At 28.0% G+C, this 12116-nt stretch carries 14 protein-coding genes, 2 tRNA genes and 1 other RNA gene; 9 read left to right on the top strand and 8 right to left on the bottom strand.

Going from position 1 to position 12116, the window contains the following annotated elements:
* The first annotated feature begins 65 nt into the window (after nucleotides 1–65).
* The 5 genes from BFL38_RS02940 to BFL38_RS02920 all read left to right on the top strand — a co-directional run bounded on the left by BFL38_RS02940 (nucleotide 66) and on the right by BFL38_RS02920 (nucleotide 3482).
* Nucleotides 66–701 (top strand): hypothetical protein, encoded by a 636-nt coding sequence (locus BFL38_RS02940; protein ID WP_368664523.1) that lies wholly within the window; start codon nucleotides 66–68, stop codon nucleotides 699–701.
* A gap of 216 nt (nucleotides 702–917) precedes the next feature.
* Nucleotides 918–1487, top strand: coding sequence for a hypothetical protein (locus tag BFL38_RS02935; RefSeq protein ID WP_069725636.1), 570 nt, complete (start codon nucleotides 918–920; stop codon nucleotides 1485–1487).
* A 101-nt stretch (nucleotides 1488–1588) separates the two neighbouring features.
* Nucleotides 1589–2167: a hypothetical protein gene (locus BFL38_RS02930; RefSeq protein WP_069725635.1), complete on the top strand. Its 579-nt coding sequence runs from the start codon at nucleotides 1589–1591 to the stop codon at nucleotides 2165–2167.
* 144 nt (nucleotides 2168–2311) lie between these two features.
* On the top strand, nucleotides 2312–2809 hold the full coding sequence (locus tag BFL38_RS02925; protein WP_256097175.1) for a hypothetical protein: 498 nt from the start codon (nucleotides 2312–2314) through the stop codon (nucleotides 2807–2809).
* A complete protein-coding gene (locus BFL38_RS02920; protein ID WP_069725634.1) occupies nucleotides 2766–3482 on the top strand; it encodes a gamma-glutamyl-gamma-aminobutyrate hydrolase family protein in 717 nt (238 codons plus the stop codon). The genes BFL38_RS02925 and BFL38_RS02920 overlap by 44 nt, the downstream gene beginning before the upstream one ends.
* Before the next feature lie 2 nt (nucleotides 3483–3484).
* Here BFL38_RS02920 and BFL38_RS02915 read toward each other — a convergent pair whose 3' ends face one another.
* The 8 genes from BFL38_RS02915 to BFL38_RS02880 all read right to left on the bottom strand — a co-directional run bounded on the left by BFL38_RS02915 (nucleotide 3485) and on the right by BFL38_RS02880 (nucleotide 8686).
* The gene (locus BFL38_RS02915; protein ID WP_069725633.1) at nucleotides 3485–4342 is read right to left on the bottom strand and encodes a toxin A; all 858 of its coding nucleotides are present in this window, start codon (nucleotides 4340–4342) and stop codon (nucleotides 3485–3487) included.
* A gap of 154 nt (nucleotides 4343–4496) precedes the next feature.
* Nucleotides 4497–5777 carry a recombinase RecA gene (recA, locus tag BFL38_RS02910; RefSeq protein ID WP_069725632.1) on the bottom strand — a complete coding sequence of 427 codons (1281 nt, stop codon included), beginning with the start codon at nucleotides 5775–5777 and terminating at the stop codon, nucleotides 4497–4499.
* A 123-nt stretch (nucleotides 5778–5900) separates the two neighbouring features.
* An RNA gene (ffs, locus tag BFL38_RS02905) (signal recognition particle sRNA small type) lies at nucleotides 5901–5995 on the bottom strand.
* Between the two features lie 31 nt (nucleotides 5996–6026).
* A tRNA-Ser gene (locus BFL38_RS02900) sits at nucleotides 6027–6112 on the bottom strand.
* Between the two features lie 11 nt (nucleotides 6113–6123).
* Nucleotides 6124–6197, bottom strand: a tRNA-Arg gene (locus tag BFL38_RS02895).
* A 73-nt stretch (nucleotides 6198–6270) separates the two neighbouring features.
* The gene (locus tag BFL38_RS02890; protein WP_069725631.1) at nucleotides 6271–7008 is read right to left on the bottom strand and encodes a hypothetical protein; all 738 of its coding nucleotides are present in this window, start codon (nucleotides 7006–7008) and stop codon (nucleotides 6271–6273) included.
* A gap of 30 nt (nucleotides 7009–7038) precedes the next feature.
* A complete protein-coding gene (rsfS, locus tag BFL38_RS02885) occupies nucleotides 7039–7488 on the bottom strand; it encodes a ribosome silencing factor (protein ID WP_069725630.1) in 450 nt (149 codons plus the stop codon).
* A complete protein-coding gene (locus BFL38_RS02880) occupies nucleotides 7472–8686 on the bottom strand; it encodes an LCP family protein (protein WP_069725629.1) in 1215 nt (404 codons plus the stop codon). Before BFL38_RS02880 ends, rsfS begins: the two co-directional genes overlap by 17 nt.
* 252 nt (nucleotides 8687–8938) lie before the next feature.
* Between BFL38_RS02880 and BFL38_RS02875 the strand changes: the two genes are divergently transcribed.
* From BFL38_RS02875 to msrA, 4 genes are read left to right on the top strand one after another with little or no spacing between them, the layout of a single operon-like run.
* Nucleotides 8939–9916 carry a hypothetical protein gene (locus tag BFL38_RS02875; RefSeq protein ID WP_069725628.1) on the top strand — a complete coding sequence of 326 codons (978 nt, stop codon included), beginning with the start codon at nucleotides 8939–8941 and terminating at the stop codon, nucleotides 9914–9916.
* Nucleotides 9917–9927: 11 nt separating this feature from the next.
* On the top strand, nucleotides 9928–10911 hold the full coding sequence (locus tag BFL38_RS02870; RefSeq protein ID WP_069725627.1) for a hypothetical protein: 984 nt from the start codon (nucleotides 9928–9930) through the stop codon (nucleotides 10909–10911).
* Nucleotides 10912–10956: 45 nt separating this feature from the next.
* Nucleotides 10957–11430 carry a peptide-methionine (R)-S-oxide reductase MsrB gene (gene msrB, locus BFL38_RS02865; protein WP_069725626.1) on the top strand — a complete coding sequence of 158 codons (474 nt, stop codon included), beginning with the start codon at nucleotides 10957–10959 and terminating at the stop codon, nucleotides 11428–11430.
* Nucleotides 11431–11485: 55 nt separating this feature from the next.
* Nucleotides 11486–12094: a peptide-methionine (S)-S-oxide reductase MsrA gene (msrA, locus tag BFL38_RS02860; protein ID WP_069725625.1), complete on the top strand. Its 609-nt coding sequence runs from the start codon at nucleotides 11486–11488 to the stop codon at nucleotides 12092–12094.
* The last annotated feature ends 22 nt before the right edge of the window (nucleotides 12095–12116 follow it).

Raw genomic sequence — 12116 nt, 5'->3', positions numbered from 1 at the left:
TAGTTTACATAATATATATACTCTTTATAATTTTAATTAATCAAGAATAAATTTAAGGAGTTTTTATGATGCTAGGAAGTTTTGAAATAGAAGTTCTTCAAAAAAATGCTGTAAGTGCAGAAATACAACACATATTTGATGAAGCTACAAATATGCAAGGTGTAAGAAGAGAATTAATGCTTTATTTAGGAAGACAATTGGTTCATGGGTATAATTATGCTTATATTTCAAGAAGTGAAATTGTTGTACCTTATTCTGTACCATATTATGAATTAATAATAGTAAATGTTACTTATGATAATGGCAATATAAAAATTAGTGATTTAAAAGCAACTACTATAATTAAAAACGCGGAGAAAGGTATGTTTGGCGGAATAACATGCTCTAAAGCTGATGAAGCCATTATAAGAATAATTGATTCAGTATATGCTAATGAATTGATAAACTTATTTAACAGTGCTGTAAGTAATACTAAAAATATAAAAGAAGGAACAGAAGAAGAAATGAAATTGGTTAAAAAAGTCAAAGAATATGATTATGATGTTGAACTATACTTAGGAGATAAACTTGTTACAGGTATTGATTATTATTATATAGCACAAGTTCAAAATGTAGAAACTACAGTAAAAGGTATTCAATTAGTAACAGTTAATAATCCTTCAAGCGGATCTAAAGTTGTAGAAATAAAAGATATATTATAATTATTAAAAAATATAAATAACTTATGTTACTAAAAAATTGCTAAACATAAGTTATTTATTATTTTAAATTATTAATCTTCTTTTTACAAATAATACATATCTATGTTATCGGTTGCATATTTGCTCTTTATGCCGACTATATATAGTTTACATAATATATATACTCTTTATAATCTTAAATAACTAATTAAGAATAAATTTTAAGGAGTTTTTATAATGCTAGGAAGTTTTCAAATAAATGTAATACAAAAAAATAAGGTATCTAAAGAATTAAAAGATATTTTTGAGGAAGGAACTAATTTATTCGGAGTTCATAGAGAATTAATGCTTTATTTAGGAGAACAAGTAGTTAATGGTATAAATTATGCATTTATATCTAGAAGCGAAGTTGTTATTCCTAATCCTACACCATATTATGAATTAATAATAATAAATGTTGATGGAGAAGGAAGAACTTGTCTTGTAGAAACAGAAACTATATTAAAAGCCTCAGAATTTTCAATCGGAGGTATAGTATGCTCTAAAGAAGATGAAGCTTCTATAAGAATAATTGATTCTACAGAGGCTCATGATTTACTTAAATTATTTGACAAAGGTATGCATAATGTTTTAGGTCTTGACTATGAAGCTGAGCTTTATTTGGGACAAAAAATAGTTAGAGGAGGCAATTATTATTATCTTGCAGAAGCTAAAAATGTAGAAAATAAAACAAAAAGCATTAAATTAGTAGTGATTAATCTTTTTACGGATAAAGTTCAGGTTGTAGAAATAAAAGATATATTATAATTGTACTATTAAATAGTAATTAATAACTGTAAGTTTTTGATGACAATGAATCATACATATTTTACTGATATATAAAGAATAAATTTTTAAGGAGTTTTTTTATGATACATACATACGGCGGTTTTGAAATCGATGTAAAACAAAAAAATGAAATATCTAAAGAGCTTGAATCTATTTTTAGAAATGGAACTCATCTATTAGGAGTTCACAGAGAATTAATGCTTTATTTAGGAAAACAAGTAGTTCATGGTATAAATTATGCATTTGTAGCTAGAAGCGAAGTTATTATTCCTAATCCTAGACCTTACTATGAATTAATAATAATAAATGTTAATGAAACAGGAAAAACTTGTATTGTAAGAAGAGAAACCATATTAAAAGCTTCAGCGTCTACAATCGGAGGTATAATCTGTTCCAAAGAAGATGAAGCTCCTATAAGAATAATTAATTCTACAGAGGCTAATAATCTGCTTAAATTATTTGACAAAGGTATGCATAAAGTTTTAGGTCTTGACTATGAAGCTGAACTTTATTTGGGATACCAAACAGTTAAAGGAATGAATTATTATTATCTTGCTGAGGCTGAAAGTTTAGAAAATGAAACAAAAAGTATTAAATTAGTAGTGATTAATCTATTTATGGATAAAGTGAAAGTTGTACAAATAAAAGATGTATTATAATTATTGTAATAAACTTGTACTCTTAAATAAAATTAATAAGTATAGTTTTTATAATAACAAATAAGACATATTTTAATAGTTCTATATTGTAGTTTACATAATATAGAAGTTATTTATAAAGAATAAATTTTTAAGGAGTTTTTTATGATACCTACATACGGCGGTTTTGAAATCGATGTAAAACAAAAAAATAATATATCTGAGGAGCTTAAAGATATTTTTGAGAAAGGAACTCATTTATTAGGAGCTCGCAGAGAATTAATGCTTTATCTAGGAAAACAAGTAGTTCATGGCTTAAATCTTGCCTTCATATCTAGAAGCGTACCTGCTACTCTTAATCCTTTACCTTATTATGAATTAATAATAATAAATATTAATGAAACAGGAAAAACTTGTATTGTAAGGAGAGAAACCATATTAAAATCTTCAGAATCTGCAATCGGAGGTATAATCTGTTCCAAAGAAGATGAAGCTCCTATAAGAATAATTAATTCTACAGAGGCTAATAATCCGCCCACCCGCCCCTTAATCTCTTGTAAAAAAATTATTTTACTTGTAAAATATATGCAAATTTCTTACTTAAATAAAGGATATATTTATGTCTGTTATAGGTTTATCTGGAAATATCTTATACGAAAATAGTTCTATACCAAAAGCATTTATTAACCGTTCATATATTGATTCTGTTATAAGATCCAAAGGAGCTCCATTTATAATGCCAATCACAGAAGACAAAGATATTATAAAAAAAATGGTAGAAAATGTTGACGGAATAATAATGACAGGAGGAGTTGATATTCACCCATTCAGATTTAATGAAGAGCCTATAGAAAAAATAGGTACTATATTAGCTGAAAGAGATGAATTTGACTTTACATTAATGAAATATGCTGTTGAAATGAATAAACCAATACTAGGAATATGCCGAGGAATACAGGTTATCAATGTTTATTTCGGAGGCACATTGATACAGGATATACCAAGTCAAAGAAATACTAATATACTTCATAGTCAAACAGCAGAATATCATACAGCAACACATAAAATTCAAATAGTAAAAGACAGCATCATTTATGATATATTAGATGAAACATCTGAAGTAAATAGTTTTCACCATCAGGCAGTTGATAAATTAGCTAAAGATTTTAAAGTAACAGCTACTGCAAAAGATGGAATAATAGAAGCTATAGAATATAAGAAAAAAGATTCTTTTATTTTGGGACTGCAATGGCACCCTGAATTAATGAGTTCAAGAATAGTAAAGATGCAGAATATATTTGACATGTTCATAGAAATTTGCAGATCAAGGAAATAATTTCATATTATTCTATATGTAATCATGGCATTCATATCAAAATATAGAGTTGCAGGAAATTCCGGATGTCCCAAATACTGTCCTATTCTCAAATTTACTTCTGTATATATTCTATTTATAAATTCATACTGAAGATTAGCATAAGCACCTATTGAATGCCATAATTGCTTTGTATTATTCATATAAGCGAGCATATAATTGATTCCAACAGTAAGAGGCATCAAATCAAAAAGAAGCATAGAATCTAGTTTATATGATATATCATTTTGATCTCTGATTAATAATAAATCATAGTCCAAATAATATTTTCCATATTTATTATAGGCATATTTAAAAGTAACTCCTGCCTGAAGAGTTAATCCTCTTCCCTCAAATAATGATTTCAAAAAACTTACCCTAAATGTAGGCGTAGCCTCCGCCTCAAATGATAAATTAGAAGTTTTCGGGGCATTTGCTATTGAATTAGTTCCGAAATCATCGCTTGGACTATTAAAATTTACAAAACCTCTTTTGGCATAAGAAAGGTAATAGTTGAGCATAGATACTTTCACATCTATATTAAAATATTCAGATATAGAACTATTCACATATAGTGTCAGTCTGTTCATTTCAGCACTAATATGATCACTAATTCCAACATCAGTTTTTATTCCTTCCCAAATATATCCGGGAAAAACATCAGAAATGAATCTATAAAACAGCATAATTTTTCCGCCGCCGTCTAAATATGGACTAAACCTTCCATTTAAATCTGCCCCTATATAAAGCCCGTCTTGAAGATTAGTTTGAGCGGTTAAAGGCTTAATTATTATTAATGCATATATAATTGTAAAAATAAATAAAAATTTTATTAGCTTCATTTAAAAAACATTCAATATTATAATTATAGTTCTAATATTATAACATTTTATCAAAATATGTATATACTATTAAATATTAATAAATCAGAAAAATAAAAAAGGAGCTAATTTTATAAAAAGCCCCTTTATATAAATACATAGCGAAAATAATAAATCAATTTTTTACAGGTGTTACAATAGTATCTTCAAAATCATTATCGCTATAAGTTTCATCATCGGAATAAGCTTCTTCTGCACTCATTAAAAGATTGGAATCATCTTCATCTTGTTTTTTAGATTTCTTTTTTGAAGAAGAACTTTCAGAGCTTTCCTCATCATCGCTGTTTTCTTTTAATGCATCTTTACTTCCGCCGTTTTTCTGCTCTTCTAAATACTCAGCAAGTTTTTCTTTTACCTTATCAACCCCGCCCATATTCAATGTTTCTCTAATTTGTATCTCAAGCTCCATACGCATTTTAGGGTCTGATGCCAAAAGTTCTCTTACCTTCTCTTTACCCTGAGCAATTTGTTCTCCATTATAATAGAACCAAGCACCGCTTCTAGTTATGATTTTTGCTTCCATAGCCAAATCTATTAAAAGTCCTTCAGATGATATGCCTTTACCAAATATTATCTCTAAATTAACAACTTTAAATGGAGATGATAATTTATTTTTTACAACTTTTATTTTTACTTTATGACCTATAGTTTCATCGCCTTTTTTAATCCATTCTGTTCTTCTTATATCAAGTCTTACAGAAGAATAGAATTTCAAAGCCTTACCTCCTGTAGTAGTTTCAGTAGGTCCTGCCCCGTAACCCGTAGTAGCAATATTTTGTCTTAATTGGTTAATAAATATTACCGCAGTATTTGTATTGCTTATTATAGCTGTTAATTTTCTTAAAGCATGACTCATAAGTCTAGCCTGCAAAGCAATATGAGCATCTCCTATATCACCTGCAAGCTCTGCCTTAGAAACAAGTGCTGCAACAGAGTCCACAACAACTATATCAAAAGCAGTAGAAGAAACGACCTTTTCTAATATCTCTAAAGCCTCTTCACCGCTGTTAGGCTGAGAAATATATAAATTATCAATATCTACGCCTAAAGCACTAGCGTATACAGGATCAAGAGCATGTTCTGCATCTATAAAAGCAGCATATCCCCCAGCCTTCTGAGCCTCTGCTATGATGTGTAAAGTGAGTGTAGTTTTACCTGATGCCTCATGACCATAAATCTCTATGATTCTACCGCGAGGAACTCCCCCTACTCCCAAAGCATGATCAAGAGTTAATGCCCCAGTAGATATAACATCAACATTAACAGTTTTATTGCTTCCAAGTCTCATAAAAGAACCCGGACCGTATTTTTTATTTATCTGATCTGTAATAGCTTCAATAGCTTCATTTTTACCGTCTTTTTTTGCTTCAGCAGTTTCTTTCTTTTTAGTAGCCATATTAAAAAATTCTCCTAAAAACAATATAATAATACATTGTATAAAAATACATTGTTTTTGTCAAGTTATTTACAGATAAAAAATGAAAAAATTAAAAATATTTTGGTTTATAAAAAAAGCCCCTTATAACAGGAGAACTAGCACCCAGTTGGGTTGACTTACCGTTGCTTCCTTCCGAACCTGGCGGATTCATCATCAACTGCCGTAGAACCCCGTTATAAGAGATGTATAAAAATAAAAACATATATACGGAAAGAGTGGGATTCGAACCCACGGTGCTGTTAAGCACACACGACTTCCAATCGTGCTCCTTCGACCAGCTCGGACATCTTTCCTAATACAGCAACGTGCCTGAGAAGATTTGAACTTCCAACCTTCAGAACCGCAATCTGATGCTCTATCCAATTGAGCTACAGGCACATAAGTTTTTAGTCTAACAAGTATAACATATTCGATATTTTTTTGCAAATATAAAATATAGTTTTAAATCCTATTAATTAAACAGATTCTCTCCGAATTTCATACCTAATTGAATGCCCAAATCAAAAGAAGATAAATTTCTGCTGTCAACCATTACTGTTTCAGCACCGCGTAAATCTATACCAAAATCTGTTCCAACATAAGCACCGAGTAAAAGAGCAATATTATCATGTACATATAAAGAATAGTCAAATGTAAACTTAACATAAGTAATAACTGAATTTTTCATTACATTTTTCATATTATTCACATCATAATAACCATCTGTTTTTGTGGTTGTATTTCCTGAAGTAAGCTCCATAGAATGTGTCAAATATAGAGGTAATTTTACACCTATACCCAAACCAAATGCAAAATCCTCATAATGAAATTTAGGAAGTATTCCTATAGATAAATTCTCAAAAGTATAATATTCTTTTTTCTTATAATCTATATTGCCTTCTTTATATGAACCAGACAATCCGAATGAATCATGAGAATACCCCAAATCTAATAACAAACTTATTCCTATATCTCCATCAGATACCCCATATCCTGCCTGAATATTTACTCCCGCATCAAAACCAGCTGTACCGCCGTCTTTTTTATAATTCTTTTTATAATCCTCAGTAGCAGTATTGGCAAAACTAACATTATAAAAACCCAAACTCATTCCTATAGGAACCATAACTCCGAATTGCCATCCGCTTGCTGCAAATGATATCTTAGCAAAAATAAAAATAATTGATAATATAATAGTTATTTTCTTCATAAAAATACTCCAAAATAATAAAAATATAAATTATAATTCAGGCATATCTATTTTTTTAGCTTCATGCCATAATTTATCAAGATTATAATATTCTCTTCCTTCCTCAGTGAATATATGAATAACTAAAAAACCATAATCACTTAAATACCAAACCCCTTCAGGATCATTATCGTTTTCAGCATAAGGAAGAACCCCATCTTCTTTTAAATCCTTATAAACAGCATCGGATCCTGCTTTCATCTGAGGCGAAGAAGAAGCTGTAGCTAATATAAAAAAGTCTGAAATAGTTGTTACATCTTCCAAATCTAATATAACAATATCTTCAAGTTTCTTATCATATAAAGCCTTAGCTGCTTTTAATGTTAATTCTTTAGCCTTATCTTTGTCTATAAATTTTTTCTTTCTTTTTTTAAGTTTAGTTTCTAAAAGTTCATTTGCATTATCATTTAATTCTTTATTTTTATCATTGTGTAATTTCATAGTAATCATTCCCCAAAATTAATACTGCATTATTTAAAACTCTTCTGTCTGTTTTAGCATATACTCTTGTTACCCTGCCTTCATTAGCAACCATAAATGCTTTCTCAATTTGTCCGTCTCTTATAAGCACAACACTTTCATTGAGATTAGTGCCAAAATTACCGTATTCTCCGGCAGAAAAACCTCTGTAACGCATTCTAATATTTATTCTGTCAGCAAGCCCAACAACTGTTGTAGCATTTAAAACTGTTAAACTTACATCCTCATTATTCAATTCGCTTTTCTGTGTCTTAAGCTCAACATACAATGTTAAATCATCCATCTGCTTAATAAAAGCACTTCCCTCAAATATAGGAGTCAAAATACCATTATCATCAACTCTCGCATCAATATTTTCTATAACCAATGTTCTTTCATTACTGTTTGCAAGTATATTCATAATAGCTTTCATATCAGGAGGTCTCAAATTACTTTTCATACTTCCAAATATAGCCTTCCTCATATCTTTAGAATGTATAATATTTCTAAGCTGAGGACTTTGTATCAATGATATCATAGAATTAACTATAACATCTTCCAATCTATATAAAGTTTCTATATCTTCATAACCTTTCATATTCAAGTAATGAAGATATGATATTACTTTTTTTCCTGTAAAAAGCCATTCGCCTATATCGAATGACAGCTCGTATCCTTTCTCCTCATCTTTATAATTAATAGGCTCTTCAACATACATTTTTACTCCGCCCATTAAGTCTATAATATCAGATATTTGATTATTATCAATAGCTATTCTATAAGTTATCTTCTTATCCACTGAATTTTCTATTGCTCTGAAAACAGCATTTTCTCCTCCGTTTTTATATAACTGTTCAATAACTTCAGCTGAAGAATTATTATTCTCCCATAATGCTATATTTTTAGGCAACCCTATTAAACCTATCCTATTATTTAAACTAGATATTATACCTACATAAGCACCATAAATATCATTATTATCATCTATAAATAAAACCGAAAAGTATAAAGGAGAATCATTTTTTTTAGCTATATCCAACTTACTTATAAAAAAATAATAAAATATCCCAGCAATAAATAATAAAGAAAATATAATAGCAAAGATAATAAGCATAATAGATTTTTGATTAGCCTGATTTATCGTTTTTATACTTATATTTTTTTCATTTTTATTCTTCATTTATATATAATATATTATGTTAATTAAGTTGTCAAATATATTTTTATAAAAGAAACTATATTGCAACTATTGAAATTGTTAAAGTTTTAATATAATATATACTATATATAAAAATAATGGATTTTATAATGAATTTTTTTAGAAAAATTATTTTTATTTTTGGATTATTACTGTCGTTAATATCTATAAATGCATTAATGGCATGCAAAAATTCAAAAAAAGAAGAAGAAATAGACAAAGATTACTAATTATATGCTTTTTTTTAAAAATAAACTTATATTATTAATGATAATACTGCTTTTTAGTATTAATGCATACTCTATCACTATAACAATACTTCCATTTGAGAGTGCTGATGAAACTTGGATAGAAGAGTATAAAGTAGATGACGGTATTCCTAGAGTATTGGAAGATTCCCTTATAAATAAAAAAATGCTAGATATTACAGATTATGATTTGTTAATATCATATTTTAGTTCTTATGATATTGTGGCATCATATAAAAGTATGCAGACTAATTTGCAGCTGGCATCTGATTTTATAAAAGAAACATTTAATTCCGATTATATTATTACAGGTGAAATATTAAATTTTAACTTAAAAAAGGGCGGCAAAGACACAGCAAATGTTGAGTTTAAAGTTAATCTCATAGATATAAAATCTCTGAAAATAGTAAAAACCTTTAAAGATAAAGGAAATTACACATTACCTAATAGCAGTCCTGTATATTCAGCGGAAGATGCACTTTTTACAGAAACAGCATTGGGAGCAGCGTCTGCAGCAGCATTAAGTAAAATAGCAGATAGTATAACAGAATATTTAGGAAACCCTCCTTTAGTAGGTATAGTAACTAGAATAGAAAATAATAAATTATATATAAATCTCGGTAAAAATAATAATATTAAAATCGGAGATGAATTTAATATATATAAAAGAGATAAAGTTCTGCAGCTTCCAAATTATCAAAATAATTCAACAAATAATATAAGCAATATACCAAAAATACAATTTGATAACAATACAGAAAAAGGATATATATCTGTAAGAAGTAATGAAAAAGGAGATGTTTGGTATACGAGTGAGATGCTCTATAAATATAGATTCTACAAAAATGAAGAAACTTTTATAACATCAGCTAAAGTTGTAGAAATCTATGATTATTATGCAATATTAGAAAACAAATCAGATAAAGTAATAGAACCTATGATGATAGTAAAAATAAAAGACTAGGAGCTCAATTGATGATATCAAAACAAAATGTCTTATATAACGAAATTGAAAAAGATGATTACTATATATATATAAATCAAAAAACTAATAAAGGTATATTTACACCATATTATAAAGGAAGCTGCAATAGTTTTTTATATGATTTCAAATTAGATATATGCAGAACATTTCATAAAAATGCTAAATCCTACTCTATAATAGATATGTCATTAGATGGAACTAAAATTATGACTATCTCAGTTACAAGCAATGACTCGCAAAATAATGTATTTAAAATAATAGAAATAGGAACAAATAAAGTATTGCTTGAAATAAATAATCTTTATGTATATGAGGCTTTTTTTACAGGAAATCCTAGATATATATTTATTAGAGCAAGAGAAGTAAATATAATGAAAGTATTTGTATATGATGTGCAGACAAGAAAAACTATGTATACATTAAAAGAAAATATATTTATTAGAAGCGGCTGCTTTAATGAACAAAGGCTTATATTTACATATCCTTCTATAACAGAAAATAGAATTATAAACTATTTGAATTTCAATACTTTAACTCAAACTAAAGAATTAATAGGCTATTCTGAAATAAAAGTATCTAAAATTTTTGATGCCTCTAATAAAGATTTACTTTTAGTAGATAATGATCAATCAGTTTCTTTGTACAGTAATAAAAAAATAATTTGGAAGATTCAATTTCTTTCATTTGTCAATCATTATATAGGGGGATTCTTTTATCTAAAAGAGGACAATAAAGTATATTTAGATACCCCTGCTATAATACAAGAGAAAATGTCTGATAACAAAATTGATACTATGGTTTTATATAGAATAGATGCCTATTCCGGTAATATAGAAAGCGTACAATTACCAGCTAAAATAAAATATAAAAAATTTACACATATGTTTGATTATAAATTAATAGATACAAGAGGAAATATATTTGATGTAAGAGATAGAACTGCATATTCTTTTCCTATAAATACACATAGGTAATTTAAAGCTATTGATTTTTTTAAAAAAATTTATATAATAATAATTATGTTAAGATATATATTAATACTAATTTCAATATTGATAATCTCTGTTTCATGCGATGAAACAGCAGATAGTAAAGAAGCATATAGTGTCTGCAATGAAACTAAAGCTCTTTCAGCTAAAGAATATGATGTGTTGATAAATAAAGGTACTGAAATGCCTTTTAGCGGTGAGCTTTTAAATGTAAAAGAAGATGGAATATATACATGTAAAATATGTGATACTCCATTATTCCATTCAGAATCAAAATTTAATTCTGGAACGGGTTGGCCTAGTTTTGATGATGCCATATCAGAAAATATAAAATTGGTACCTGATGGGGATAGAATGGAGGTTGTATGTGCTAAATGCGGCGGACATATGGGACATGTATTTTATGGGGAAGGTTTTACAGAAAAAGAAACTAGATACTGTATTAATTCTGTTTCTTTAAATTTCGTCAATAAATTTACAAATGAAAATTCTGAAAATAAATAGTGTTTTGAATTGAGATAATAAAGAATAAAATAAAAATCTCGGAGTTAAATACATTATGATAAAAAAAACAATAATAACAATCTTATCTTTATTATCAATTATTTCATGCTCTCAAAAACTTAACAGTCAAAATATTAATGATAAAGGTAATAATATGAGTAATAGTACAGCTATGCCTGAAAATGTAAAGTATGCATATTTTTCTTCAGGATGTTTCTGGGGAACAGAATATTGGTTTGAAAAATCAAAAGGTGTTCTTTCTGTTGTAAGCGGATATGCTGGAGGTCATAAAGTGAATCCAACCTATAGAGAAGTATGCACAGGACTTACAGGTCATTTAGAAACAGTGAGAGTGGCTTATGATCCTGAAAAAACTACTTATGAAGAATTAGTAAAACTTTTCTTTGAAACTCATGATTTCACTCAAAAGAATGGACAAGGACCTGATATAGGATCTCAATATTTATCTGCTATTTTCTATCAAAATGATGAAGAAAAAGAAACTGCAGAAAAATATGTTGCTATGTTAAGAGAAAAAAATTATGATGTTGCTACAACTATAAGACCATTTAAAAACTTTTATGAGGCAGAAGATTATCATCAGGACTACTATGCTAAAAAAGGATCTATGCCTTATTGTCATTTCTATACAAAAATATTTTAATGAAATTTAATTATTAAAAATA

The sequence above is a fragment of the Brachyspira hampsonii genome, from assembly GCF_001746205.1.
Lineage (GTDB): Bacteria > Spirochaetota > Brachyspiria > Brachyspirales > Brachyspiraceae > Brachyspira > Brachyspira hampsonii_B.
Note: the sequence above shows the minus strand (reverse complement) of the source record. Positions and strands in the feature narration are given on the sequence as shown.